We start from the raw sequence: 23,330 nt of genomic DNA on the forward strand, positions 1-23,330 counted from the left end.
CCCCCGCAAGAACCTAACCCCCCATCAATACATGGAGGTCAGCACGTGGCGAAGCCGCTTCATCTCCTCAAGGGCCCGCCCCGTGCCGAGAGCGACGCAGGAAAGGGCATCCTCCGCCACCACAACGGGCAGGCCGGTGGCATCCCGCAGCACGCCGTCCAGCCGGTGCAGCAGCGCGCCGCCGCCGGTCAGGACGATGCCCTTGTCCACGATATCGGCCGCCAGCTCCGGCGGCGTGTTCTCCAGCGCCACCCGCACCGCCTCGACGATCGCGATCACGGGCTCATAGAGGCTTTCCGCGATCTGCCGCTGGCTGACGATCACCTCCCGCGGCACGCCGTTCATCAGGTCCCGGCCCTTGACCTCGGTCATCGGCCCTTCCTCCCCATCCGGGGGCGGGGCGGCGGCGCCGATCTCCATCTTGATGCGCTCGGCCGTGCTCTCGCCGATCAGCAGGTTATGCTGGCGGCGGATGTAGCTGATGATGGCCTCGTCCATCTTGTCCCCGCCCACGCGGACGGACCGGGCATAGACGATGCCGCCCAGCGAGATGACGGCCACTTCCGTCGTCCCGCCGCCGATATCCACCACCATGGACCCCGAAGGCTCCGTCACCGGCAGCCCCGCGCCGATCGCGGCCGCCATCGGCTCCTCGATCAGCAGCACCTTCCGCGCCCCCGCGGATTCGGCCGATTCCTGGATCGCCCGGCGTTCCACGGCGGTGGAGCCCGAGGGCACGCAGACGATGATCATGGGAGAGGCGAAGGACCGCCGGTTATGCACCTTGCGGATGAAGTGCTTGATCATCTCCTCCGCCACCTCGAAGTCGGCGATCACCCCGTCCCGCAGCGGGCGGATGGCGGCGATGTTGCCGGGGGTGCGGCCCAGCATCTGCTTGGCCTCCTCCCCCACCGCCAGCACCTGCTTCTTGCCGCGATGGTCGGAAATGGCGACGACCGAGGGCTCATTCAGCACGATGCCGCGGCCCTTCACATAGACCAGCGTATTCGCGGTGCCGAGGTCGATGGCCATGTCGGCCGACAGGAAGCCGAACAGGCGGGAAAACATGCGGCGGGAACCTTCCAGGCGTCGATGCCAGCAAGCCCGCCCGCCATCGGCCCGGCACGCCTGCCCAGGCCCGCTGGGTCATGGCGCCGCCCGGTCCTCACGGCGCCGCGGGGTGGCGAGAGGCGCTTCCGATAGCCCTCCCCCGCCCCTGGCTCAAGCCCTGATGAGCAGCGGCGCCCCACCGGCGGCGAACCCCACGGGTTCCGCAGCGTTACGGCGGGCATACGAACCCCGAAGGAGGTCACGATGCGTCGTCTTCCCCTGCTTCTCCTCGTCGCCGGCTCCATGGCCGCCTGTGGCCAGACCACCGGCGACCGCGCCGTCTCCGGCGGCCTGCTCGGCGCCGGCGCCGGTGCCGCCATCGGCGCGGTCTCCGGCGGCGGGGTCGGCACCGGGGCGCTGATCGGCGGCGCGGCCGGCGCGGCCGGCGGCGCGCTGACCAGCCCGGGCACCGTCAATCTCGGCCGCCCCGCCTGGCGCTGAAGGGGCGGCCTTGCCCATGGCGCGATGCCGGGCGGCACCCCTATCCTGCCGCCATGGGGCATCGGGACCGGATCGGATGGGGGCGCGGCGCGCTGGTCGCCGCCGCCCTGTCGCTCGCCCTGGCCTGTGCCCCGGCACGGGCCTCCGCCTTCCCGGCGACGGAGGACGCCGCCCTCCTCTCCACCCTGCCCGACCGCCTGGCGAGCCTCCGGCGGCAGGGCCCGGTCAGGGAGGGCGCGCTTCCGCGCGCCGCCCCCCTGCTGGCCTTCGCGAAGCCCGGCGTCCTGGCCGCCATCATGCTGTCCGGCCAGGGCACGCTGCCGGTGCCGGACGGCCCCACCTCCACCGCCGCCCGCGGCGCCCTGGCGGAGGCGACGAGCGACGCCTCGCTCCGCATGCTGGAGGAAGCCAGCCGCCAGGCACGCGCCGGCCATGGCAGGCGCCCCACGGAGCTGCGCTGGCGCAGCTTCGTCATCCATGACGGCAGCGCCACCGACCTGCTCTGCAACCGCGCCACCCTGCCCGCCGCGCGCGGCCAAGTGACGGAAATCGTCTGCGTGACCGGCGTGGCCGGGCGGATGATGACGGTGGGCCTCACCCTGCGGCACCCCCGGGACGGGCAGCAGGAGGCGATCCGCCTGGCCTGCCGCTTCGCCGCCGCGGCCCGCGCCGCGCTGCGGGAGGCCGGGCGCCTCCACCGCGCCTGACCGTTCAGCCCCGCCGCAGCATCCGCCGCAGCGCCCCGCGCCCGGCCGCCACCAGCGGCCCCGCCTTGCCCTTCGGCCGCGGCGGCCCGACCCGCCGCCGCACCTCCAGCCTCGCCCCATCCGGGGCGCGGGAGAGGTGGAGCGTCCGGTCGTGATAGGCATCGAGTCCCGGGCGATGCCCGATCGAGACCAGCGCGCTTTCCGCCAGCTCCTCCCGGAACAGGTTCATCATCACGTCCTGGTTCTCCTCGTCGAGCGCGGCGGTCGCCTCGTCCAGGAACACCCAGCGCGGCCGGTGCAGCAGCAGCCGCGCGAAGGCGAGCCGCTGCTGTTCGCCGAGCGACAGCACGCGGTCCCACCGATCCTCCTCCTCCAGCCGCGGCACCAGGTGCGGCAGGCCGCAGCGTTCCAGCGCCGCCGCCATGGCCGCATCCGGGAACTTCTTCGGCGCGGCGGGATAGGCCAGCGCCGCGCGCAGCGGCCCGAGCGGGATGTAGGGCCGCTGCGGCATGAACATCATGCGGTCGCGCGGCGGGATGCGGATCTCCCCGGCGCCCCAGGGCCAGAGCCCCGCGATGGCGCGGAACAGCGTGGACTTGCCCGTGCCGCTCTCCCCCACGATCAGCACCTTCTCCCCCGCCTTGATCTCCGCATTCGCCTCCTGGATCACGACATTGCCGTCGGCATGGCCGATCTGCAGGTCGCGGAAGGCCAGCACCTCCCGCCCCTGCTCGTCCGGGCCTTCCTTCACCGTGATGCGCTGCTCGGATTCCATCGCCTCCGCCTCGTCGAAGGTGTCCTCCAGCGCCGCCACGCGCTCCACATGGCTCCGCCAATCCGCCAGGATCGGGAACTTGTCCACGAACCAGTTCAGGCTGCGCGTCACCTCCAGGAAGGCCTGGGTGATCTGCATCAGCACGCCCAGCGTGATGGCGCCCGCGAAGTAGCGCGGGGATGCCACCAGGATCGGCACCACGCCGGCGGCCATGCCATAGGCGGAGGTCAGCCACATCAGCCGCCGCTCGCTGCCATAGAGGTCCTTCATCACGCCGACCACCTGGCCGAAGGCCCGCTTCAGCCCGCGTTCCTCATCCGCCTCGCCGCGGATCAGCGCGATGCCCTCGCTGCTCTCCCGCATGCGGATCAGCGCGAAGCGGTGGTTGCTCTCCGCCTCGTTGCGCCGGATGTTGATGTCGACCATCGGCCCGCCGATGAACCAGGTCAGCACGGACCCCACCACGGCGTAGATCAGCGCGGCCCAGACCATGTAGCCCGGGATCTCGAACTCATTGGCGCCGAAGGCGACATGCAGCGGCCCCGACAGCGTCCAGAGGATGCCGAGGAAGGAGGCCAGCGTCAGGATCGACCCCAGCAGCCCGACCAGCAGGTCCACCGCCATCGCCGTCGCCCAGCGCGTATTCTCGCTGATGCGCTGGTCGGGATTGTCGGCGGCGTCGGGCATGAAGTTCAGCTGGTAGTGCCGCCCGCCTTCCAGCCAGCGCCCCTGCAGCCGGTGCACCAGCCAGCGACGCCAATCCAGCATCAGCGCCTGCCGCGCCCAGAGCTGCGCGACGGCCGTCACCATGGCCGCGATGATCAGCGCGCCGAACATCCACATCTGGCCGAAGAAGGCAGCGCGGTCGCGGTTCTCCAGCGCGTTGAAGAAGTCGCGGTTCCAGATGTTGAAGCGAAGCTGCACCATGATCTGCGCCAGCGTCAGCACGATGACGCCGATGGTCAGCAGCCAGGCGCGCTTGCGGTCCTGCGGGGAGGCATAGTAGCCGCGCGCCAGGCGCCAGAAGCGCCGGAGGAAGCCCTGCCGCGGCGCGGACTCGGGTTGCGCCTCGGTCGTGTCCGGCATGGGTCAGCGCCTGCGTTGGGGTTCGGGAACCGTGACGGGCTTCAGGTTTTCCACCGTGTCGCCGATGCGGTCGGCGGCCAGCGCGCGGCCATGGTCGCCCGCCACGCCAGGCCCTTCCGCCGCCAGCCGGGCGCCCGGCCGCAGCAGGTCGCGCAGGCCGTCTGAGGCACCGGGCGGCAGCGTGATCACCGTGCCGTCGTCAAGGATCGCGCCCGCGACCTCGCCCTGCGGGGCGAAGTAGGGCGCCTTCACCGTGCCGGCCACGCTGACGCGCTCCGCCCGCTCCGCCGCGCTGCGCCCGCCGAGCCGCCAGTAGAAGCGATCGACCACGCCGGGCACGCTTTCCGCATTCGGCGCGAAGGCCAGCATGGTGATCACCGGCGCATGCCGCGCGCGGATGCCCCAGACGATGATCGGCCGCCCGGCGGGCGCCGCATCGCGCACGGCCTGCGCGACATCCGGCGGAAAGACGATCTGCGGTCCCTCCCGGAACAGCAGCGCATCCGTCTCGCCGCGCGGATTGATGAGGTAGCGCTCCACCGTCCCGGTGAAGGAAGGCAGCTGCGTCGGATCGAACCAGAGGTCCGATTGCGGCCGGGGCGGCGGCCTGTCCTGCGCGATGGCAGGCGCTGCAAGGGAAAGGCACGCGGCCAGGCCCAGCACGATGCGGCGCGTCGCGCCCTTCCCCCGCGGATGCATCCCCGTCAGGCGCCGCGGATGGCGCCGAAGACCAGGCTGACCAGGAACAGCACGATGAAGATGCCGAACAGGATCTTCGCGATGCCGGCGGAGGCCGAGGCAATGCCGCCGAAGCCGAACAGCCCGGCGATCAGCGCGACGACGAGGAAGATGAGGGTCCAGTAGAGCATGATCGCCTCCCGCTTGTGGGAACCGCCCCACGAACGCGAGAAGCCGTGACCGGTTTCCCCACCGGAACGGGAATCTGGCCGGTCAGACCGGGTCCAGGTGCACGCCGCGCGTCACCGCCTGGTAGGTGGCGACGGCCAGCGTCGTCGGCTCGAACGGCTTGGTGATGATGAAGGCGGGCTCCAGGTCCTGACCCGTCAGCAGCCGCTCCGGATAGGCGGTGACGAAGATCACCGGCGCGCGGTGCGTGGCCAGGATGCGCGCCACGGCCGTGGCGCCATCGCCGCCGGCGCCGAGGTTCACGTCCGCCAGCACCAGCGTCGGCAACTCCGCCTCCGCGATCGCCACGGCCTCGTCCTCGCTGGCGGCGATGCCCACGACCTCATGGCCCGCATTCTCGACGAGTTGCTGCAGGTCCATCGCGATGATCGGCTCATCCTCGATGATCAGCACGCGCGCCACCGCGCCCGCGCGCAGATGCGCGCGCGCCGCCTCCACCTCCGCCGCCGCCGCCGCCGCCGGCAGCCCGACCGCGATCGCCGCGTGCGGCGTGTCCAGCTCCTCGAGCGAGGTGAGCAGCAGCAGCATGCGCTGCGTGGTGGTCAGCGCACCGTCATCCGCGTCATGCAGCGACAGGTCCGCGGCCTTGCGGCCGATGGCGCCATAGAAGGCGACGCGCGCCGCCAGCACCGGTTCCTGCACGGCGGCCGGGGGCGCCAGGCCGGCGCGCAGCGCATCCGCCACCATCGCATCGCCGCGGGCCTGCGAACCCGTCAGCGCGCGGGCATAGCGCCGCGCATAGGGAAGCGCGCCGATCAAGGCTGTCCGACCGATCTCGCTCATCACCTTGTCATCTCCGATCCGGCAGAGTGCGGTGCCGCGCCCGTCGCGTCGTTGATATGCATCGCGCCGTGATTGAACAAGCCAAAGACACGGCGATGCGCGCCGCAATCGCGCAGTTGTTGCCGGAACTCCGCGCCAGCGCGCGGATGCTCACGCGTTCGAGAGCCGAGGCCGACGACCTCGTGCAGGACGCCGTGCTGCGCATGCTGCGCAACCTCGATTCCTTCGAGCCGCCGCCGGAGCTGGCGCATGACATGCACGCGGCGCTGCGCCCCTGGGCGCTGACCGTGCTGCGCAACGCCTTCCGCGAAGGATGGCGCCGCGCCAAGCGCGAACAGGATCACCGCGACACGCGCGGCCCCGACATCCCGCCACCGCCGGCGGAGCAGGAGACGGCGCATGAGCTGCGCGACCTCGCCCGTTCGCTCGCGCGCCTCACGCCCACGCTGCGGGAGGCGCTGGTGCTGGTGGCGGCGCGCGGCCTGAGCCATGAGGAAGCCGCCGCCATCTGCAACGTGCCTGTCGGCACCATGAAGGCGCGCGTGTCGCGCGCGCGGAAGGCGCTGGCCGATGATCTCGCTCCCGTGATGGGGTAACGGAACCGCGATGCAACCCGATCCCCGGCCCGGTCATTCATCCCGTATCCAGGATGGAGTTGACCATGCCGAACGAGTTCCACAGCCAGTTGATCACGCTGCTGCCCCGCCTTCGCGTTCAGGCGCTTGCCCTGACCCGCAACCGGGCCGCGGCGGAGGACCTGGTGCAGGACGCGGTGGCCAATGCGCTGGCTGCCCAGAACAGCTTCACGCCGGGAACGAACTTCGCCGCCTGGATGCACCGCATCCTCCGCAACCGCTTCATCAGCACGCTGCGCAAGCAGCGCGAGACCACGGATATCGAGGACCTGCCCGCGGGCGCCTTCGCCGTCAGCGCGACGCACGAGGACCGTCTGGTGCTCAAGGAACTCGGCCATGCCGTGAACCGGCTGCCCGCCGACCAGCGCGAGGCGCTGTTCATGGTGGTGCTGCAGGGCATGTCCTACGAGGATGTGGCGGAAGCCACGGGCTGCGCCGTCGGCACGGCCAAGTCCCGCGTCTTCCGCGCACGCCGCCAGCTGCAGACCTGGCTGATGGGCGAGGAGAGCGCCACGCGCAACGAAGCGACGCAGGCCGAGGATCGTGCGCAGGACGCGCGCGGTGGGAAGGATCGTCGCGCAGGGGTTGGCGATCAGCAGTTGTTCGCCTAAGTCCCGCTGACACGGCGCCGCAACGGCTCAGTCTCTCGTGCGGCGTCGGTGGCGGCGATGGACATGGACAGAAGCGACAGCAGGACCCCTCCCCCGAAGCCACCAGCCGCCCCGGGCCAGCCGGCCCCGGGCAAGCCCGGGGCTGCGGAGGATCCCTTCGGGCTGTGGCTCCAGCGCGGGCTTCATCAACTCTACGACAGCGTCGCGAACGAGCCCATTCCGGCGGAGCTGCTGCGGTTGATCGAGGACGACAAGTCCAAGGACCGCGGCTGAGCGGGCGGGGCACGGGATGAAGATGCCCGGCCCCGACCACATGCCGGCGGATGCCGCCGCCATCGGGCGCCGGCGCTGGCCGTTCCTGCGCCCGCATTCCACCATCCGTGGGCGCCTGATCGGCCTGCTGCTGCTGGCCGCGACGCCCGTGGTGGTGATCGCGCTGGCCGGCACCGCCAGCGATTTCGGCGCCGCCCAGCGCGCGGTGCAGGATGCCCTTACGGTGCAGCGGGATCTCCTGCTGCGTCGCGTCGTAGCGCGGCTCGATGTCGCGGATACGGCGCTGCACCTGCTGGGCGCGATGCCCGATATCGACACCGCCTGCCAGAGCCTGGCCGCCACCGCGCTGCCGGCCGGGCTGACGCTGCGCGTGGTGCAGGGCGCCGCGCCCGGCGCATGCGCGGCCGGGGAGGTGCTGCTGGACGCGCCGCAGGCCACGGGGCAGCAGGCCCTCCTCATCCGCAACGGCGTCGCGACCCTGGCGCGAGAGGTGGAAGGCCGGCGCCTCTCCGCCCATGTCACCCTGCCCCCGCCGCCGCCCGGCCTCTCCGCCTGGATCGTGGATGCGGAGGGCCAGCCCTGGCCCATCACCGCCGATGGCCCGCAGGCCCCCGCAGGCTGGCGGGTGGACGCCACCACCGCGACCGACGCCAATGGCCGGCCGCTGGTGCTGGCCCAGGCGCCGATCGCGGAAGACCTGGTGCTGGTGGTGTCGCAACCCGCCGGCGCGGCGCGGGACGAGGCGATCCTGGCGGCGCTGCAACGGGTGGGGGAGATCCTCGGCCTGCTCGCCCTCAGCATCGGCGCGGTCATGCTCGGCTCCGGTTACGCCGTCACGCGCCCCCTGACGCAGCTGCGCCGCATCGTCACGCAATGGCGGCAGGATGGCGCCAGCGTCGCGCCGCCGGACCGCGCCGGCATGCCCGATGAGATCCGCGACCTCGCCGAGAGCTTCGTCGCGGGGGCGGAGGCGCTGGCGGCGCGCGAGGCGGATCTGCGGGGCGCGCGGGAAAGGGCGGAGATCCTGGCCTCCGAGGTCCATCACCGCGTGAAGAACAACCTCCAGATCGTCAGCAGCCTGCTGGCACTGCAGGCCCAGCGCGTGACGGATCCCGCGGCGCGGGCGGAGTTCGAGGCCGCGCGCGACCGCATCGGCGCGATCGCCACGCTGCACCGCCACATGTACGCGCATCACGACCCGGAGGCGATCGACCTTGGCGCCTTCATCGAGGAACTCGGCGTCCAGCTCTTCGCCGCGGTGGGCGACCGGCCTGGCCGGCGCATCATCCTCGATGTCTCCGCGCCCGCGCTGCGCATCTCCTCGGACCAGGCGGTGCCGCTGGCCCTGATCATCACGGAAGCCGTCTCCGCGGCGCTGAAGCAGGGCTTCCCGCCCGGCCAGGGCGGGCGCATCACCATCCGGGTGGAAGCCGATGCGCGGCGCGCCAACCTCGCCATCGCCGACGATGGCGTGACGCCGCGCAGCGACGACCAGCTGCGCGCCATGCTGCTGCGCGGCCTGGCCCGGCAGCTCGGCGGAGAGTTGAAGCGGCAGGATGCGGGGCTGACGCTGGATTTTCCCCTGCGCTCGCCCCTGCCACGCCCGCCGCCTTCGGTCAGGCCGCCCCCTGCACCGGCGTCGCGACCGGGCTGATCGCCGCCGGCGCCGTGCGCTGCCGCTTCACCAGCAGCTTGTTCAGCGCGTGCACATAGGCGCGGGCGGAAGCGACGATGGTGTCGGTATCCGCGCCCTGCCCGTCCACATGCTTGCCTTCCTCCTCCAGCCGCACCGTGACGCGCGCCTGCGCATCCGTGCCGCCGGTGACGGACTGCACCGCGTAGAGCTTCAGGTTCACCTCATGCGGGAAGGCCTGGCGCAGCGCCGCGAAGGTGGCGTCCACGCCGCCATCGCCGCCGGCCACGCCCTCGCGCGCCTCGCCATCCACTTCCAGCGCGATGGAGGCGATGGGCCGCGTGTGCATGCCGGTGGAAACACTGAGCCCGACCAGCTTGATGCGGTCATTGGCGCGGACGACCTCGTCATCCACCAGCGCCACGATGTCCTCGTCGTAGACGACCTTCTTGCGGTCGGCGAGGTCCTTGAACCGCTTGAAGGCGTCGTTCATGGCGTTGTCGCCGACATCGTAGCCCAGCGCCTTCAGCTTGTCCTTGAAGGCGGCGCGGCCCGAATGCTTGCCCAGCACCAGCGACGACTTCGTCCAGCCGACGCTCTCCGGCGTCATGATCTCGTAGGTGGAGCTGTCCTTCAGCATGCCGTCCTGGTGGATGCCGCTCTCATGCGCGAAGGCGTTGCGGCCGACGATCGCCTTGTTCGGCTGCACGTCGAAGCCCGTGATCGTCGCCAGCAGGCGGGAGGTGCGCAGGATGTTCGGCGTGGCGACGCCATTCGCGAAGGGCAGCGCATCATGCCGCGTGCGCAGCACCATCGCGATCTCCTCGAGCGAGGCATTGCCCGCGCGCTCCCCGATCCCGTTGATGGTGCATTCCACCTGCCGCGCGCCGGCGCGGATCGCCGCGATGGTGTTCGCCACCGCCAGGCCGAGGTCATTGTGGTTGTGCGTGGAGAAGATGACGCGCTCCGCCCCCGGCACGCGGTTGCGCACGGTGGAGAAGATGTTCGCCATGTCCTCCGGCACCGCATAGCCGACGGTGTCGGGGATGTTGATGGTGGTGGCGCCGGCCTTGATCGCGGCCTCCACGCAGCGGCAGAGGAAGTCGATCTCGGTCCGCGTGCCGTCCTCCGCGCTCCACTCGACATCCGCCGTCGCGTTGCGCGCGGCGGTGACGGAGGAGGTGACCAGCGCCAGCACATCCTCCGGCTCCATCCGCAGCTTCACGCGCATATGCAGCGGGCTGGTGGAGACGAAGGTGTGGATGCGGCTGCGCGCCGCGGGCTTGATGGCTTCCGCCGCCCGCGCGATGTCGCCCGGCGCCGTCCGCGCCAGGCCGCAGACGACCGGCCCGTCCTTGCTGAACTTCTGGGCGATGGCGTGCACGCTTTCGAAGTCGCCGATGCTGGCGATGGGGAAGCCGGCTTCCAGCACATCGGCGCCCAGCTCGTGCAGCGCCTCCGCCATGCGGATCTTCTCCTCCAGGTTCATGGAGAAGCCGGGGGACTGTTCGCCATCGCGCAGCGTGGTGTCGAACACGATGATGCGGTCGGGGTCCATCGCCCCGAAGGACGGATGATTGATGGCCATGGGAGGCGTTCCTTCGATTCGTCGTTGAGCCATGCGCGAGGGCATAACGGCCCTCAGGGTCCCCTGAGCGATGCCGGCCGTGGTCAGCCGGGCGTTACGCCCAGGGGTGGCTAAGTCGAAGAAGAAGGAGCGCGCGCAGGCACAGACCCGCCCGGGGGGCGTCGGTCGGCTCGAAAAGGCGCGCGCGGGGCGTCATGGCTGCCCGCACCCTAACCGCGACCGCGCGGCCCTGCAAGCACTGGCGCGCAAGCCGCGGCGGGGTCACGATACCGCCGTTAAGGGCGGGGAAACGAAAGCCATGGGGTTCAAGGTGGTGGTCGGCCGCAGGCTGGCGGCGGCAGGGATGGCGGTGCTGGAGGCGCGGCGCGACCTCGACATGACGATCCTGCACGACCCGACCGAGGCCGAATGGCACGCCGCCCTGGCCGAGGCGGAGGCCTGCATCGCCTGGACCAACCGCGTGGACCGCGCCGCCCTGGCCGTGGCGCCCCGGCTCCGCGCCGTCTCCCGCATCGGCGTCGGCTACGACACGGTGGACATCCCCGCCTGTTCGGAGCGTGGCGTCGCCGTGATGGTCGCCAATGGCTCCAACGACCTCTCGGTCGCGGAACACGCCATGATGCTGCTGCTGGCCGTGGCGCGCCGGGCGGTCGATATCCACAACCACGTCGCGCGAGATGGCGGCTGGTGGCCGCAGGACGGCCTGCGGATGGTGGATCTGGCGGGCCGCAAGGCGCTGGTCGTCGGCTATGGCCGCATCGGCACGCGCGTGGCGCAGTACCTGAAGGCGTTCAGGCTGGACGTCGCGGTGCTGGACCCCAACTTCGCCCCCCACCGCATCGCCGCCGACGGCTTCCGCTGCGTCCGCGACCTGCATGCCGGCCTGGCCGAGGCCGATGTCGTGACGCTCCACTGCCCCCTGATGCCCGCGACCCATCACCTGATGAACGAGTCCGCCTTCGCGGCGATGAAGCCCGGCGCCATCCTCGTGAACACCGCCCGCGGCCCCGTGGTGAAGCAGGATGCGCTGGTGGCGGCGCTACGATCCGGCCACCTGATGGGCGCTGGCCTCGACGTTCTGGAAGTGGAGCCCGCCCTGCCCGGCAACCCCCTCCTCACCCTGCCCAACGTCGTCATCAGCCCCCATTCCGCCGCGAGCACGAAGGAGGGCCTGGACCGCATGGCGGCCTTCGCCGCGCAGAACATGCTGGACGCGCTGGACGGCAAGCCGGACCCGGCGATGATGGTGAATCCCTGGATCTTGCAGAAGACGTAACGAGCCTTCCGCGCTCTCAGCCGGCGCCCTTCCTGGTCCCGTGCAGTGCCTGCGGATCGGGGAGGCCAAGGTCACCAATGACGCCATCGAGAGACAGCAATCCCCGCACGGCCTCCTCGCAGAGTCCCAGGTCCAGGCTCGCCCCGGCAATGGCCAGAAGCAGCGCCTGCACCGCATCGGCGCCGCCGAGGCGGAAACGGCGTTGTGTCAGCGGGCCGTCAATCTCATAGGGGCGGAGAAAATCCCGGCCGTCCGGGAAGGGCTCCGGCTTGCCGATGCAAAGCACCAGATCGGCCATGCCGCGCAGCTGGTAGCGCCGCTCAGCGATCACCTCCATCACGCCTCCGGCGCATGCCGGTGGAAATGCTCGACATTGACGGGGTGGTGTTGATGCAGCCCAGGGTCCGGCAGGTCGAAATAGCCCGTCGCCCCGTCGTAGCTCAGCCGGCCCTCAAGATATTCTTCGCACGTCTCCAGCTTGAGCCGCACCATGTAGATGGCGTGCACCAAGGCCTGCATGGCATCGGCGCCGCCGAACGACCCCTTGATGCTGGTCTTCGGCCCCTGGATCTCGTAGCCGCAGAACCAGTTGCCGTCCGCCTCCATGATGGGCTGTTCGATCGCCACGCGGAGTTCGGGCCGGCCATCCACCTCATAGACCCGGGTCGCGATCACCCCCATGTCACGGGGTGGCACCAGGCGGATGCACCGCCCACCAATGCCGCGCGATATCCGCCCGCCGTGCCACCCAGACCTCGTCCCGGTGCTTCGCGACATGCGCGAGGAAGCGCTGCAAGGCCCGCGCGCGCCCGGGCCGCCCGACCAGCCGGCAATGCAGCCCGACCGACATCATCTTGGGGCTTCCCGCGCGCCCTTCCTCCAGCAGCAGATCGAAGGCATCGCGGAGGTGCCGCTCGAACCCATCGGGATCGCCGAAGCCCGGCGGCACAGCGAACTTCATGTCGTTGTTGTCGAGCGTGTAGGGGATGACGAGCACGTCCTTCCCCTCGACCTTCACGTAATGCGGCAGGTCGTCGTCATAGCTGTCGCTGTCATAGAGGAACCCGCCATGCCGCGCGACGAGCCGGCGCGTCATCGGGCTGAACCGCCCCGTGTACCAGCCGACCGGCGGCGTGCCCGTCAGCCGCGCGATGGTCTCGACGCAGCGATTGATGTGCTCGACCTCCTCCGCCTCGCTCATCGAATGATAGTCGAACCAGCGCCAGGCGTGGGAGGCCACCTCATGCCCCGCCTCCGCGAAGGCGCGGGCGACATCCGGGTTCAGTTCCAGCGCGCGACCCACGCCATAGACGGTGAAGTTCAGCCCCTGCTGCGCGAAGAGCCGCATGACGCGCCACACGCCGGCCCGCGCGCCATAGTCGAACTGCGTCTCCGTGCTGCGGTTGCGCTCGCCGACCGTGGGCGACCCGCCCGGCACCTCATGGAGGTAGAGCTCGCTGCCCCGGTCGCCGTTCAGGACGGTGTTCTCGCCACCCTCCTCGTAGTTGAGCACGAAGGAGAGTGCGAGCTTTGCGCCGCCCGGCCATTTCGGGTCGGGCGGGTTGGCGCCATAGCCGCGGAGGTCGCGGGGATAGCCGGAGCCGTCATCGGGGAAGCGGGCGTCTGTCATGCCGGAAGAGTGACAAGCGCCGCCCCTTCCGGTCAATCGCGGCAGATGAACGGCACGAAGCTGCTCGCCGCGCCCGCATTCATCGCCGCGATGGTCATGACGTCGGCCATGGCGATCTCCTGCGGCGATCGCGGGCAGACATCCCGCGTGCGGCAGCCCGAGGCGATGAAGGCCTCGTGCCGCGCGAGGAATTCCTCCGACAGCCCCACGCGCCCGAAGCGCGCCAGCGCCTGCGGCCACATCTCGCTGTAGCGGCCGCATTTCTCCGCGGTCCAGTCGCGGGACTGCGCCACAGCCGGCGAGGCCAGCAGCACCAGCAGGATCGCCAGCCGGATCATCGCGGCACCACCGGCACCGCCACCTCGTTCCGCCGCAGCGCGGGGATGGTCCAGGGCGGATCGTAGAACCAGCCCACCACCTCACCCGCCGCCGCCCAGCGCGTGGCGGGCAGCGCCGCTTCCAGCCGCGCCCGCGCCGCCGCCACCGCCGCCGGGCTCGGCACGCCCGTGAAGCGCAGCACCGCCACCGTCTCCCCCGGCACTTCCACGACCTTCACGCGCGCATCGTTCGGCGCCGGCGGATCGCGCAGCGCGGCGGGCAGGAAGAAGCGGATGCGGTAGCCGCCCGGCGCCGCCGCCTGCGCCACCGGCGCGGTCATGGCGATGCGCATCGGATCCTGCGCGACCGGCGCCGTCATCGCGATCCGCGCCGATCCCTGGTTGCCCCCGAAGATGTAGCGCGCCAGGCGGGAGAACCCCTCGCTCCGCGCCGCCTCCTCGCTGCCCTCCACCACCGTCTCCGCGGCCAGGCGCGGCGCGTAGCGGCGGAATTCGATCCCGCCCTCCGTGCCCAGCGCCTCGTAGCGCGGCTCCTCCGTCCCCGACCTCACGCCGACGACCGAGCAGGCGGAGAGGAGGACGGTGGAGGCGAGGGTCGCAAGGCGCTTGAGCATGGCGGCACCGCTACCACCCCGCGCCTGGCGCCGCACGCCAATCCGGCCGGACTCACGCGCTTGCGAGGGCCGCGGCCAGCCCGGCGGGCGGGCTCGCCAGCGGCTTGCGGCCCCGCGCCATCCCGACCGCGCCGGCCATGCTGGCCTGCGCCAGCGCGACCTCCGCCGCCCCTTCCGCGAAAGCGGCTTCGGCGGCTTCCGCGACCAGCCGGTGATACCCCGCCACGTCCCCGCCGCGGAACGCCGCCCAGGCGCCCGGCACCAGCCGCACATCGAGCGTCGCGCCATGCCGCGCCGCCGGCCCCTCGAACACCTTGCGGCTCGGCTCCATCGTCGTCTCGACCGCACAGAGCACCATCACGCGCCCGCCGCCCTTGGTCGCGGCCTCCGCCAGCGCGGCATCCACCCGCAGCACCGGCACCGGGGCCCGCGCCAGCGCGACGCCAGGCCCGACCGTGGAGCAGGTCAGCAGCACCGCATCCACGCCGGGCCCGGCCAGCGCCTCCAGCGCGCGGGCTGTCCGCGCTGCGATGGCCTCCGTCAGCCCGCCCGCGGCCTCGGCATCCTTCAGCAGCGCCTCGTTCACCGTGTGGCGCAGCGTCACACCGGGCGGGCAGGCCGCGTCGAACACCGCGACATTGCTCCCGGCCGTGTGCAGGCAGGCGATGGTCTTCATGGTTCTTCCCCCCTGAAACGACGAAGGGCGGCGGGTTGCCCCGCCGCCCCCCGAGACGGCGTCTCCGCCGATCTCAGTTCCGCGCCTTGTCCACCAGCTGGTTCTTCTTGATCCAGGGCATCATGCCGCGGAGCTTCTCGCCCACTTCCTCGATCGGGTGCTCGGCCAGGCGGCGGCGCGTCGCCTTGAAGGAGGCCTGGTTCACCTTGTTCTCCAGCATCCAGTCGCGGGCGAACTTGCCGGTCTGGATGTCGGCCAGCACGCGCTTCATCTCGGCCTTCGTCTCCGCCGTGATGATGCGCGGGCCCGTCACGTACTCGCCATACTCCGCGGTGTTGGAGATGGAGTAGTTCATGTTGGCGATGCCGCCCTCATAGATGAGGTCGACGATCAGCTTCACCTCGTGCAGGCACTCGAAATAGGCCATCTCGGGCGCGTAGCCGGCTTCCACCAGCGTCTCGAAGCCCGCCTTGATGAGCTCGACCAGGCCACCGCAGAGCACGACCTGCTCGCCGAACAGGTCGGTCTCGCATTCCTCCTTGAAGGTCGTCTCGATCACGCCCGAACGACCGCCGCCGATGGCGGAGGCGTAGGAGAGCGCGATTTCCAGCGCGTTGCCCGACGGGTTCTGGTGCACCGCCACCAGGCAGGGCACGCCGCCGCCCTTCTGGTATTCGCCGCGCACCGTGTGGCCGGGGCCCTTCGGCGCGATCATGAACACGTCGATGTCGGCGCGGGGGTCGAGCAGGTTGAAATGCACGTTCAGGCCATGCGCGAAGGCCAGCGCGGCGCCGGGCTTCAGGTTGGCGTGCAGGTGTTCGCGGTACAGGTCGCCCTGCAGCTCGTCCGGCGTCAGCACCATGACCACGTCGGCCCACTTGGCCGCGTCGGCGGGCGTCATCACCTTGAAGCCGGCGGCTTCCGCCTTGGCCCAGGACCCGCCCGGCCGCAGCCCGATGACGACCTCGGTCACGCCGCTGTCGCGCATGTTCTGCGCATGGGCATGGCCCTGGCTGCCGAAGCCGATGACCGCGACCTTCTTGGCCTTGATCAGGTTCACGTCCGCATCGCGGTCATAGTACACGCGCATTCTCAGGCTTTCCTTCTAGCTGACCCCGATCCCGGGTCCTTGATGGGTCTCGGGTCTGTGATGCACCAATTCATGGATGAACCCAAGCTTCCGCGCCACGGGGGCAGACAGGACAAACGGGTATAGGTCCGGTGTCCCCATGCTGCGGTTGATCTCGTTCATCGCCACCGTCAGCGGCGTCCAGGCCGCGAGGATGTCGTCCATGCCGGCACGGTAGGGGTCGAAATCCACCTCCGCCTCCAGCACGCCCTCCCGGTCCAGCCGCGGCCGGATGCGCAGGCCGACGCTGCCCGCCGTCTCCAGGCTATCGACCATGTGCAGGTAATGGGCGAAGCACTCCGCCCAATCCTCATGCGGATGCGCGGCCGCGTAGGCGGAGATGTATTCCCCCCGCCATTCGTCATTGGCGCCGCGCGCGTAATGCGCCTGCAGCGCCGCCGCGTAATCCGCGCTCTCGTCGCCGAACAGCTGGCGGAAATCGGCCGTGCGGCCGGCGCGCTCCACCAGCACGATGAAGTACCAGTGCCCCACCTCATGCCGCATATGGCCGAGCAGCGTGCGGTAGGGCTCGTTCATCAGCCCGCGGCGCTTCTCCCGCTCCGCGTCATCGGCCTCCCGCAGCGCGATGGTGATGTGGCCCTTGTCATGCCCCGTCATGGCGGGCTGGCCGTCCACATCGGCCAGGAAGCTGAAGCGCAACTCCGCCGTCTCATGCGGCAGGCCGAGGCGCTGCAGCGTGTAGAGCAGCCGCCGCTTCGCCCCTTCCAGCTTGCGCCACAGCGGCAGGTTCTCCGCCACCGTCAGGTCCGGCACCACCTCGTTGTGGCGGCAGGAGGGGCAGTAGCTCTCCGCGTCATCCGCCGGCAGTCGCCAGTTGCAGGCATCCTCCGCGGCATTGGCGCAGGGCTTCCAGGGCTGGTGGTCCAGCATGGCGGTCAGGCCATCGGCCTCGAAGGCGGAGAGGCGGCCATGCCGGGGAAGGAACCCCAACCCGGATCCGCACTTCTCGCAGGAGGTATTCTCGAAGTGCAGCAGGTTGCCGCACTTCTGGCAGGCGAAAAGGCGCATGGCTCGGGCTCCGCGGTCGGTTCGCGCAGCGAACGGCGTGAGGCCCGGCAAGGTTTCAGCCCATCAGCGCTTTGGTGCCGCGCGCGATCGCGACGGCGCCGGTGCGGGAGATCTCGGTCAGCCCGATCGGCCGCATCAACGCGCAGAAGGCGTCGATCTTGTCGGCATTGCCGGTCATCTCGAAGACGAAGCTCTCCGTCGTCGCGTCCACGACGCGGGCGCGGAAGGCATCGGCCAGGCGCAGCGCCTCCACCCGATGGTCCCCGGTGCCGACCACCTTGATCAGCGCCAGCTCGCGGACCAGGTGCGGCCCCTCCAGCGTCAGGTCGCTCACCTTGTGGACGGGCACCAGGCGGTCGAGCTGCGCCTTGATCTGCTCGATCACCATCTCCGTGCCGGAGGTGACGATGGTGATGCGGGACAGGCGCCCTTCCGCATCCACGGGCGCGACCGTCAGGCTGTCGATGTTGTAGCCGCGGCCGGAGAAGAGGCCGATGACGCGCGCCAGCACGCCGGCCTCGTTCTCGACCAGCACCGCGATGGTCGCGGCGCGCAGGGCAGTTCCGGTCTTGTCGGACATGGGATTCGATCTTGGTCAGAAGGTCAGGAGGGCGGGACGCCCGAGGCGCCCCGCAATGGTCACGCGGCGTGAGGGATCAGACGAGGACCTTGCCCTCATCCGTTACGCCGGCGACGCCACCTTCCTGCCCCGGGCCGAGGATCATCTCGTTATGCGCGGCGCCCGAGGGGATCATCGGGAAGCAATTCTCGTCCTTCGCCACGGCGATGTCGGCGATCACCGGGCGATCCGTCGCCAGCATCTCCCGGATCACGTCATCCAGCTGGTCCGCGTTCGTCGCGCGCAGGCCAACACCGTGGAAGCTCTCCGCCAGCTTCACGAAGTCCGGCAGCGCGGCGGAGTAGCTCTCCGAATACCGGCCGCCATGCAGCAGCTCCTGCCACTGCCGCACCATCCCCATGTATTCGTTGTTGAGGATGAACACCTTCACCGGCAGGCGGTACTGCGCCAGCGTCGCCATCTCCTGGATGTTCATCAGGATCGACGCCTCGCCGGCGATGTCGATCACCAGCGCATCGGGATGCGCGATCTGCACGCCCATCGCCGCCGGCAGGCCGTAGCCCATGGTGCCGAGCCCGCCCGAGGTCATCCAGCGGTTCGGCTTCTCGAAGCCGAAATACTGCGCGGCCCACATCTGGTGCTGGCCGACCTCGGTGGTGATGAAGGTGTCGCGCCCGCTCTCGCGCGTGATCTCGTACAGCCGCTTCACCGCATGCTGCGGCTTGATGATCTTGCCCTGCTGCACGTAGCGCAGGCAGTCCTTCGCGCGCCAGGCGTCGATCTGCTTCCACCAGGCGGCCAGCGCCTCCCGGTCCTGCGTGGTGGTGTCTTCCTTCCAGGCCTGGATCATCGCCGCCAGGATGCGCCCCGCGTCGCCGACGATCGGCACGTCCACCTTGACGTTCTTGTTGATGGAGGAGGGGTCGATATCCGCGTGGATCTTCTTGGAGCCCGGGGAGAAGTGGCTGAGCTTGCCCGTCACCCGGTCATCGAAGCGCGCGCCCATGTTCAGCATGACGTCGCAGCCATGCATCACGAGGTTCGCCTCGTAGGTGCCGTGCATGCCCAGCATGCCGATGAACTGCTTGTCCTGGGACGGGAAGGCGCCCAGGCCCATCAGCGTGTTCGTGCAGGGGAAGCCCGTCAGGTGCACGAATTCCGTCAGCAGGCGCGACGCCTCCGGTCCCGCATTGATGACGCCGCCGCCGGCATAGACCACTGGCTTCTTGGACGCCTTCAGCAGCGCGATCGCCTTGCGCACCTGGCCCATGTCGGGCTCCGCCTGCGGGCGGTAGGACCGGTGCGGCTGGGTGGCCGGCGGCGCCTCCACATAGGGCGCCTTGTTGATCAGGATGTCCTTCGGCAGGTCGATCACCACCGGGCCCGGGCGGCCGCTGCGCGCCACATGGAAGGCCTCATGCACCACCCGCGCCAGGTCGTCCGACCGCTTCACCAAGTAATTGTGCTTGGTGGCGGGGCGCGTGATGCCGGTGGTGTCGGCTTCCTGGAAGGCATCGTTGCCGATCAGGTGCGTCGGCACCTGGCCCGTCAGGCAGACCAGCGGCACGCTGTCCATCAGCGCGTCCAGCAGGCCCGTCACCGCATTGGTCGCGCCGGGGCCGGAGGTCACCAGCACGCAGCCCACCTTCCCCGTGGACCGCGCATAGCCTTCCGCCGCATGCACCGCGGCCTGCTCATGCCGCACCAGGATGTGGCGGATGGCGTTCTGCTGGAAGATCGCGTCGTAGATCGGCAGCACCGCGCCGCCGGGATAGCCGAAGATGACCTCGACGCCCTGGTCCTTCAGCGCGCGGAGGACGACCTCCGCGCCCGACATCGTCAGGGGCGTTGCGTCGGCGTGCTGGGTGGTGGCGGACATGGGGTGCTCGGCTTTCCTGTGTCTGGCGTGAACCGGCATGGCTGCGCCCTGCCGGCCCGCGTCCCTCTACGCCCGCGATTCACCCCCGTCAACGCGCCGATCAACAAAAGCGATGATTTTTGCCAGTTCGCATTCCGAAAATTGCTCCAGACCCTCACATCGCGCATGGATGCTATGCATGAGCGCCGGGGGCGCCAGGGCGTGATGCCGGAACCAGGTCGCCTGCCGCTTGGTGTACTGGCCCGTGTTCAGGATCGCGCGGGTGGAGGCCGCCTCCAGCGTCATCCGCCCCGCCTGGTGCGCCAGCAGCTCCGGCACCCCATGCGCGCGCATCGCCGGCAGCGCGGGGTCCAGCCCCTGCGCCCCCAGCGCCGCCACTTCCGCCTGCGCCCCGCCCGCCAGCATGGCCTGCCAGCGCCGGCGGATGGCCTCCCGCAAGGCCGGCCGCGGCGGGTCCAGCACCACGGCGGCGAAGCGCCAGGGCGCCGGCGTCGCGCCCCCCGCCCGCTGCCAGGCCCGGAGCCCCCTGCCCGTTCCCGTCACCACCTCATAGGCCCGCGCCAGGCGCTGGCTGTCGGAAGGCCGGAGCGCCGCCGCCGTCTCCGGGTCCAGCGCCGCCAGCCGGGCATGCAGCGCGGGGGCGCCCTCGGCCTCCAGCAGCCGCCGCGCCTCCGCCCGCGCCTCCGGGGCCACCGGCGGCACCTCCGCCAGCCCCTCCGTCAGCGACAGGAAATAGAGGCCCGTCCCCCCGCAGAGGATCGGCACGCGCCCCGCCGCCCGCGCCTGCGCCATCGCCGCCAGCGCCTCGCCCCGCCACCAGGCGACGGTGCCCGCCTCCGCCGCCGGCCGCACGCCATACAGCGCATGCGGCACCATCGCCTCCTCCGCCGGCGTCGGCCGCGCCGTCAGCACGCGCAGCTCCCGGTACACCTGCATCGAATCGGCGTTGATGACGGTGCCGCCGATCCGCCGCGCCAGCGCCAGCGCCAGCGCGCTCTTCCCGCTTGCGGTCGGGCCGGCGACGATCAGGGCGGGGGGCAGCGCATGCGTTGTCATGCCCCTGATGTTGCACAGCCCGGACGCCAATGGCATGGGGCGCCCCGCATGCCCCACATCCTCACCCTGGTCGCCGCCCCCGGCGCGCTCGACCCCGCCCTCGTCTCCCGCGTCCGCGGCGCGCTGGAAGCCCTCGGCGCCGCCCCCGGCACGCCGGACTGGCTGGCGGAGCGCGAGGCCGTGGACATCCCCTTCGCCGAGGCCGCCGCCGAACAGGCCGCCGCCGCCGCCCGCGCCGCGCTGGCCGATGCGCCGGTGGACGCCATCGCCATGCCCGCCGAGGGCCGCCGCAAGCGCCTCCTCGTCGCCGACATGGACAGCACCATCGTCACCAGCGAGACGCTGGACGAGATCGCCGCCTATGCCGGGCTCAAGGAGAAGATCGCGGAGATCACCCGCCGCTCCATGAACGGCGAACTCGATTTCCGCCAGGCGCTGGTGGAGCGCGTCGGCATGCTGAAGGGCCTCGAGGTCTCGGCGCTGGAAGCCACCTGGGCGCAGACCGCCATGATGCCCGGCGCGGCGGAGCTGGTCGCCACCATGCGCGCCAACGGCGCCACCTGCTGCCTGGCCTCCGGCGGCTTCACCTTCTTCACCGGCCGCGTGGCGGAGAAGCTGGGCTTCCACCACCACGTCTCCAACGTGCTGCTGATCGAGGACGGGAAGCTGACCGGCCAGGTCGCGGAGCCCGTCTTCGACCGCAACGCCAAGCTCGCCACCCTCACGCGCCTCGCGGCGGAAAACAGCCTGCCCATGGCGGCGACGCTCGCGGTCGGCGACGGCGCCAATGACCTCGACATGATCCAGGCGGCGGGGCTGGGTGTCGCCTATCGCGCCAAGCCGGTGGTGGCGGCGGCGGCGCGGGCGCGGGTCGATCACACGGACCTGCTCGCGCTGCTCTACATGCAGGGGTATCGGCGGGCGGAGTTCGTCGCGAAGGCCTGAAAAGAAAAAGGGGAGGGCTCTGCCCTCCCCCGACCCCACCCGCCAGGGGCGAACCGCCCCTGGACCGTCGTCAGTGGAAGATCAGCCCGGCGCGCCGGGCGGGCGGGCGGGCGTCAGGCGCAGGGGGACCCAGCGCTGGCCCTGGGGGCCCTCGATCAGCAGCAGCGCGGTCGCGCGGTTCTGGCGGCGCAGGCGCTCCAGCCGCTCCTGCACCTCCTGCGGCGTGTTCACCCGCTCCTGCTGCACCTCGACGATCACGTCGCCCGGGCGCAGCTCACGCTCCGCCGCCGTGCTGCCCGGCGCCACTTCCGTGATCACCACGCCCCGGCTCTCCGCCCGCAGGCTGAAACGCTCCCGCGCCTCGGGCGTGATCGGGCCGACCCGCAGGCCGAGGCCCGAAAGCTCCAGCGTCTGCGGCCGGGCGGCCGGCGCCGGCGTCGCCGCGGCCTGCTGCGTCTCGGACGGCAGCTCCGCCACCGTGATGGTCACGGTCCGCTCGGCCCCGTCGCGCCACACCACCACCGGCACGCTGTTGCCCACATTGGTGTCGGCCACGATGCGCGGCAGGTTGCGCATCTCCCGCACCTCCTGCCCGTTGAAGCGCAGGATCACGTCGCCGGCCTGGATGCCGCCAGCCGCCGCCGGCCCGCCTTCCTGCGCCCGCGCCACCAGCGCGCCCCGCGCGCCGCCGCGGATGCCGAGGCTCTCCGCGATCTCATCCGTCACCTGCTGGATGTTCACGCCGAGCCAGCCGCGCCGCACCCGCCCCTGGTCCCGCAGCTGGTTCGCGATGTTGCGCGCCAGGTTGGAGGGGATGGAGAAGCCGATGCCGATCGACCCGCCGGAGGGCGAGTAAATCGCCGTGTTGATGCCGATCACCTCGCCCGCCAGGTTGAACAGCGGGCCGCCGGAATTGCCGCGGTTGATGGCCGCATCCGTCTGGATGAAGTCATCATACAGGCCCTGCCGGATGTCGCGCCCGCGGGCCGAGACGATGCCCGCCGTGACCGATCCGCCGAGCCCGAAGGGATTGCCGATCGCCAGCACCCAGTCGCCCACCAGCGCCGTGTCGCTGTCCCCGAAGGCGACGGAAGGCAAGGGCCGCTCCGGCCGCACGCGCAGCACGGCGATGTCCGTGCGCGGGTCGGTGCCCACCAGCTCCGCCCGCAGCGTCGTGTTGTCCTGCAGCACCACGTTGATCTCATCCGCGCCGTCGATGACGTGGTTGTTCGTCACCACGATGCCCGACGGGTCGATGATGAAGCCCGAACCGAGCGACTGCGCGCGGCGCTGCGGCTGCTGCTGCGGCGGCTGGTTCGGCCGGCCCTGCTGGCCGGGCGGGCGGTTGCGTTCCAGGAAGTCCCGGAAGAATTCCTCGAAGGGGCTGCCGGGCGGCGCCTGGGGGGTATCCGGCGCATCGGGGCGCTGCGCCCGGCCGGGGGACCCCGCGGCCTGGGTGGTCTGGATGTTGACGACGGCCGGCAGCAGGCGCTGCGCCAGCGGCGCGAAGGAGGACGGGGCCCCCGGCGGCGGGATCTGCGCGGCGGCCGGCGCGGGCGACAGCGCCGCGAAGGGCGCGGCGATGGCCGCGGCCATCAGAAGGGGGGCA

26 protein-coding genes are annotated in these 23,330 nt (G+C 71.1%); 8 read left to right on the forward strand and 18 right to left on the reverse strand.

What is annotated here, in order from left to right; genetic code table 11:
* Window positions 1-24 precede the first annotated feature (24 nt).
* Complete coding sequence (locus JJI54_RS14780) at window positions 25-1,068, reverse strand: rod shape-determining protein (protein WP_092958525.1); 1,044 nt, start codon at window positions 1,066-1,068, stop codon at window positions 25-27.
* 246 nt (window positions 1,069-1,314) lie between these two features.
* Here JJI54_RS14780 and JJI54_RS14785 point away from each other — a divergent pair, with 246 nt between their 5' ends.
* Both JJI54_RS14785 and JJI54_RS14790 read left to right on the forward strand, forming a co-directional pair.
* On the forward strand, window positions 1,315-1,551 hold the full coding sequence (locus JJI54_RS14785; RefSeq protein ID WP_203073764.1) for a YMGG-like glycine zipper-containing protein: 237 nt from the start codon (window positions 1,315-1,317) through the stop codon (window positions 1,549-1,551).
* 53 nt (window positions 1,552-1,604) lie between these two features.
* Entirely contained in the window at window positions 1,605-2,258 is a 654-nt protein-coding gene (locus tag JJI54_RS14790) for a hypothetical protein (RefSeq protein ID WP_203073765.1), read from the forward strand.
* Between the two features lie 4 nt (window positions 2,259-2,262).
* Here JJI54_RS14790 and JJI54_RS14795 read toward each other — a convergent pair whose 3' ends face one another.
* The 4 genes from JJI54_RS14795 to JJI54_RS14810 form a co-directional block, all read right to left on the reverse strand.
* Entirely contained in the window at window positions 2,263-4,119 is a 1,857-nt protein-coding gene (locus tag JJI54_RS14795) for an ABC transporter ATP-binding protein/permease (RefSeq protein WP_203073766.1), read from the reverse strand.
* A 3-nt stretch (window positions 4,120-4,122) separates the two neighbouring features.
* Window positions 4,123-4,818 carry a hypothetical protein gene (locus JJI54_RS14800; RefSeq protein ID WP_203073767.1) on the reverse strand — a complete coding sequence of 232 codons (696 nt, stop codon included), beginning with the start codon at window positions 4,816-4,818 and terminating at the stop codon, window positions 4,123-4,125.
* A 5-nt stretch (window positions 4,819-4,823) separates the two neighbouring features.
* Window positions 4,824-4,988, reverse strand: a complete 165-nt coding sequence (locus JJI54_RS14805) for a DUF1328 domain-containing protein (protein WP_203073768.1) — start codon at window positions 4,986-4,988, stop codon at window positions 4,824-4,826.
* A gap of 82 nt (window positions 4,989-5,070) precedes the next feature.
* On the reverse strand, window positions 5,071-5,829 hold the full coding sequence (locus JJI54_RS14810) for a PhyR family response regulator anti-anti-sigma factor (protein WP_203073769.1): 759 nt from the start codon (window positions 5,827-5,829) through the stop codon (window positions 5,071-5,073).
* Between the two features lie 95 nt (window positions 5,830-5,924).
* Here JJI54_RS14810 and JJI54_RS14815 point away from each other — a divergent pair, with 95 nt between their 5' ends.
* The 4 genes from JJI54_RS14815 to JJI54_RS14830 all read left to right on the forward strand — a co-directional run bounded on the left by JJI54_RS14815 (window position 5,925) and on the right by JJI54_RS14830 (window position 9,002).
* Window positions 5,925-6,425, forward strand: coding sequence for a sigma-70 family RNA polymerase sigma factor (locus JJI54_RS14815; protein ID WP_203073770.1), 501 nt, complete (start codon window positions 5,925-5,927; stop codon window positions 6,423-6,425).
* 65 nt (window positions 6,426-6,490) lie between these two features.
* Window positions 6,491-7,075 (forward strand): sigma-70 family RNA polymerase sigma factor, encoded by a 585-nt coding sequence (locus JJI54_RS14820; RefSeq protein ID WP_203073771.1) that lies wholly within the window; start codon window positions 6,491-6,493, stop codon window positions 7,073-7,075.
* 63 nt (window positions 7,076-7,138) lie between these two features.
* Window positions 7,139-7,348, forward strand: coding sequence for a NepR family anti-sigma factor (locus tag JJI54_RS14825; protein WP_203073963.1), 210 nt, complete (start codon window positions 7,139-7,141; stop codon window positions 7,346-7,348).
* Between the two features lie 16 nt (window positions 7,349-7,364).
* A complete protein-coding gene (locus tag JJI54_RS14830) occupies window positions 7,365-9,002 on the forward strand; it encodes a sensor histidine kinase (RefSeq protein ID WP_203073772.1) in 1,638 nt (545 codons plus the stop codon).
* Here the strand turns inward: JJI54_RS14830 and JJI54_RS14835 are convergent.
* Window positions 8,965-10,569 (reverse strand): 2-isopropylmalate synthase, encoded by a 1,605-nt coding sequence (locus JJI54_RS14835; protein WP_203073773.1) that lies wholly within the window; start codon window positions 10,567-10,569, stop codon window positions 8,965-8,967. The genes JJI54_RS14830 and JJI54_RS14835 overlap by 38 nt on opposite strands.
* A 298-nt stretch (window positions 10,570-10,867) precedes the next feature.
* Between JJI54_RS14835 and JJI54_RS14840 the strand changes: the two genes are divergently transcribed.
* Window positions 10,868-11,845, forward strand: coding sequence for an NAD(P)-dependent oxidoreductase (locus JJI54_RS14840; protein ID WP_203073774.1), 978 nt, complete (start codon window positions 10,868-10,870; stop codon window positions 11,843-11,845).
* A gap of 16 nt (window positions 11,846-11,861) precedes the next feature.
* On the opposite strand, the gene JJI54_RS14845 is transcribed toward JJI54_RS14840, so the two are convergent.
* From JJI54_RS14845 to miaA, 11 genes are all read right to left on the reverse strand, one after another.
* Window positions 11,862-12,182, reverse strand: a complete 321-nt coding sequence (locus tag JJI54_RS14845; RefSeq protein ID WP_203073775.1) for a DUF6968 family protein — start codon at window positions 12,180-12,182, stop codon at window positions 11,862-11,864.
* Window positions 12,182-12,520, reverse strand: coding sequence for a DUF6968 family protein (locus JJI54_RS14850; protein WP_203073776.1), 339 nt, complete (start codon window positions 12,518-12,520; stop codon window positions 12,182-12,184). Before JJI54_RS14850 ends, JJI54_RS14845 begins: the two co-directional genes overlap by 1 nt.
* Before the next feature lie 7 nt (window positions 12,521-12,527).
* Entirely contained in the window at window positions 12,528-13,475 is a 948-nt protein-coding gene (gene puuE / locus JJI54_RS14855; RefSeq protein WP_203073777.1) for an allantoinase PuuE, read from the reverse strand.
* Window positions 13,476-13,507: 32 nt separating this feature from the next.
* Entirely contained in the window at window positions 13,508-13,813 is a 306-nt protein-coding gene (locus JJI54_RS14860) for a hypothetical protein (protein WP_203073778.1), read from the reverse strand.
* Entirely contained in the window at window positions 13,810-14,427 is a 618-nt protein-coding gene (locus tag JJI54_RS14865; protein WP_203073779.1) for an SOUL family heme-binding protein, read from the reverse strand. Before JJI54_RS14865 ends, JJI54_RS14860 begins: the two co-directional genes overlap by 4 nt.
* A gap of 52 nt (window positions 14,428-14,479) precedes the next feature.
* The gene (locus JJI54_RS14870) at window positions 14,480-15,103 is read right to left on the reverse strand and encodes an aspartate/glutamate racemase family protein (protein WP_203073780.1); all 624 of its coding nucleotides are present in this window, start codon (window positions 15,101-15,103) and stop codon (window positions 14,480-14,482) included.
* A gap of 73 nt (window positions 15,104-15,176) precedes the next feature.
* Window positions 15,177-16,193 carry a ketol-acid reductoisomerase gene (gene ilvC, locus JJI54_RS14875; protein WP_203073781.1) on the reverse strand — a complete coding sequence of 339 codons (1,017 nt, stop codon included), beginning with the start codon at window positions 16,191-16,193 and terminating at the stop codon, window positions 15,177-15,179.
* Window positions 16,194-16,208: 15 nt separating this feature from the next.
* On the reverse strand, window positions 16,209-17,261 hold the full coding sequence (locus tag JJI54_RS14880) for a zinc-binding metallopeptidase family protein (RefSeq protein WP_203073782.1): 1,053 nt from the start codon (window positions 17,259-17,261) through the stop codon (window positions 16,209-16,211).
* A gap of 55 nt (window positions 17,262-17,316) precedes the next feature.
* Complete coding sequence (gene ilvN, locus JJI54_RS14885) at window positions 17,317-17,841, reverse strand: acetolactate synthase small subunit (RefSeq protein WP_203073783.1); 525 nt, start codon at window positions 17,839-17,841, stop codon at window positions 17,317-17,319.
* 76 nt (window positions 17,842-17,917) lie between these two features.
* Window positions 17,918-19,720, reverse strand: a complete 1,803-nt coding sequence (locus tag JJI54_RS14890) for an acetolactate synthase 3 large subunit (protein WP_203073784.1) — start codon at window positions 19,718-19,720, stop codon at window positions 17,918-17,920.
* A 66-nt stretch (window positions 19,721-19,786) separates the two neighbouring features.
* Window positions 19,787-20,776 (reverse strand): tRNA (adenosine(37)-N6)-dimethylallyltransferase MiaA, encoded by a 990-nt coding sequence (miaA, locus tag JJI54_RS14895; protein WP_203073785.1) that lies wholly within the window; start codon window positions 20,774-20,776, stop codon window positions 19,787-19,789.
* Window positions 20,777-20,824: 48 nt separating this feature from the next.
* On the opposite strand from miaA, the gene serB reads away from it, so the two are divergent.
* A complete protein-coding gene (serB, locus tag JJI54_RS14900; RefSeq protein ID WP_203073786.1) occupies window positions 20,825-21,721 on the forward strand; it encodes a phosphoserine phosphatase SerB in 897 nt (298 codons plus the stop codon).
* Between the two features lie 81 nt (window positions 21,722-21,802).
* Here serB and JJI54_RS14905 read toward each other — a convergent pair whose 3' ends face one another.
* Complete coding sequence (locus JJI54_RS14905; RefSeq protein WP_203073956.1) at window positions 21,803-23,317, reverse strand: DegQ family serine endoprotease; 1,515 nt, start codon at window positions 23,315-23,317, stop codon at window positions 21,803-21,805.
* Between the last annotated feature and the right edge of the window lie 13 nt (window positions 23,318-23,330).

Origin of the sequence: Falsiroseomonas ponticola (assembly GCF_016805305.1) — a bacterium.
In the GTDB taxonomy this organism is placed as follows: Bacteria; Pseudomonadota; Alphaproteobacteria; order Acetobacterales; family Acetobacteraceae; genus Falsiroseomonas; species Falsiroseomonas ponticola.

Excerpts from the sequence above, each read along its gene's own strand:
- JJI54_RS14780 (WP_092958525.1), bottom strand. The coding sequence starts at position 1,068 with ATGTTTTCCCGCCTGTTCGGCTTCCTGTCGGCCGACATGGCCATCGAC.
- JJI54_RS14785 (WP_203073764.1), top strand. The coding sequence starts at position 1,315 with ATGCGTCGTCTTCCCCTGCTTCTCCTCGTCGCCGGCTCCATGGCCGCC.
- JJI54_RS14790 (WP_203073765.1), top strand. The coding sequence starts at position 1,605 with ATGGGGCATCGGGACCGGATCGGATGGGGGCGCGGCGCGCTGGTCGCC.
- JJI54_RS14795 (WP_203073766.1), bottom strand. The coding sequence starts at position 4,119 with ATGCCGGACACGACCGAGGCGCAACCCGAGTCCGCGCCGCGGCAGGGC.
- JJI54_RS14800 (WP_203073767.1), bottom strand. The coding sequence starts at position 4,818 with ATGCATCCGCGGGGGAAGGGCGCGACGCGCCGCATCGTGCTGGGCCTG.
- JJI54_RS14805 (WP_203073768.1), bottom strand. The coding sequence starts at position 4,988 with ATGCTCTACTGGACCCTCATCTTCCTCGTCGTCGCGCTGATCGCCGGG.
- JJI54_RS14810 (WP_203073769.1), bottom strand. The coding sequence starts at position 5,829 with ATGAGCGAGATCGGTCGGACAGCCTTGATCGGCGCGCTTCCCTATGCG.
- JJI54_RS14815 (WP_203073770.1), top strand. The coding sequence starts at position 5,925 with ATGCGCGCCGCAATCGCGCAGTTGTTGCCGGAACTCCGCGCCAGCGCG.
- JJI54_RS14820 (WP_203073771.1), top strand. The coding sequence starts at position 6,491 with ATGCCGAACGAGTTCCACAGCCAGTTGATCACGCTGCTGCCCCGCCTT.
- JJI54_RS14825 (WP_203073963.1), top strand. The coding sequence starts at position 7,139 with ATGGACAGAAGCGACAGCAGGACCCCTCCCCCGAAGCCACCAGCCGCC.
- JJI54_RS14830 (WP_203073772.1), top strand. The coding sequence starts at position 7,365 with ATGAAGATGCCCGGCCCCGACCACATGCCGGCGGATGCCGCCGCCATC.
- JJI54_RS14835 (WP_203073773.1), bottom strand. The coding sequence starts at position 10,569 with ATGGCCATCAATCATCCGTCCTTCGGGGCGATGGACCCCGACCGCATC.
- JJI54_RS14840 (WP_203073774.1), top strand. The coding sequence starts at position 10,868 with ATGGGGTTCAAGGTGGTGGTCGGCCGCAGGCTGGCGGCGGCAGGGATG.
- JJI54_RS14845 (WP_203073775.1), bottom strand. The coding sequence starts at position 12,182 with ATGGAGGTGATCGCTGAGCGGCGCTACCAGCTGCGCGGCATGGCCGAT.
- puuE (WP_203073777.1), bottom strand. The coding sequence starts at position 13,475 with ATGACAGACGCCCGCTTCCCCGATGACGGCTCCGGCTATCCCCGCGAC.
- JJI54_RS14860 (WP_203073778.1), bottom strand. The coding sequence starts at position 13,813 with ATGATCCGGCTGGCGATCCTGCTGGTGCTGCTGGCCTCGCCGGCTGTG.
- JJI54_RS14865 (WP_203073779.1), bottom strand. The coding sequence starts at position 14,427 with ATGCTCAAGCGCCTTGCGACCCTCGCCTCCACCGTCCTCCTCTCCGCC.
- JJI54_RS14870 (WP_203073780.1), bottom strand. The coding sequence starts at position 15,103 with ATGAAGACCATCGCCTGCCTGCACACGGCCGGGAGCAATGTCGCGGTG.
- ilvC (WP_203073781.1), bottom strand. The coding sequence starts at position 16,193 with ATGCGCGTGTACTATGACCGCGATGCGGACGTGAACCTGATCAAGGCC.
- JJI54_RS14880 (WP_203073782.1), bottom strand. The coding sequence starts at position 17,261 with ATGCGCCTTTTCGCCTGCCAGAAGTGCGGCAACCTGCTGCACTTCGAG.
- ilvN (WP_203073783.1), bottom strand. The coding sequence starts at position 17,841 with ATGTCCGACAAGACCGGAACTGCCCTGCGCGCCGCGACCATCGCGGTG.
- JJI54_RS14890 (WP_203073784.1), bottom strand. The coding sequence starts at position 19,720 with ATGTCCGCCACCACCCAGCACGCCGACGCAACGCCCCTGACGATGTCG.
- miaA (WP_203073785.1), bottom strand. The coding sequence starts at position 20,776 with ATGACAACGCATGCGCTGCCCCCCGCCCTGATCGTCGCCGGCCCGACC.
- serB (WP_203073786.1), top strand. The coding sequence starts at position 20,825 with ATGCCCCACATCCTCACCCTGGTCGCCGCCCCCGGCGCGCTCGACCCC.
- JJI54_RS14905 (WP_203073956.1), bottom strand. The coding sequence starts at position 23,317 with ATGGCCGCGGCCATCGCCGCGCCCTTCGCGGCGCTGTCGCCCGCGCCG.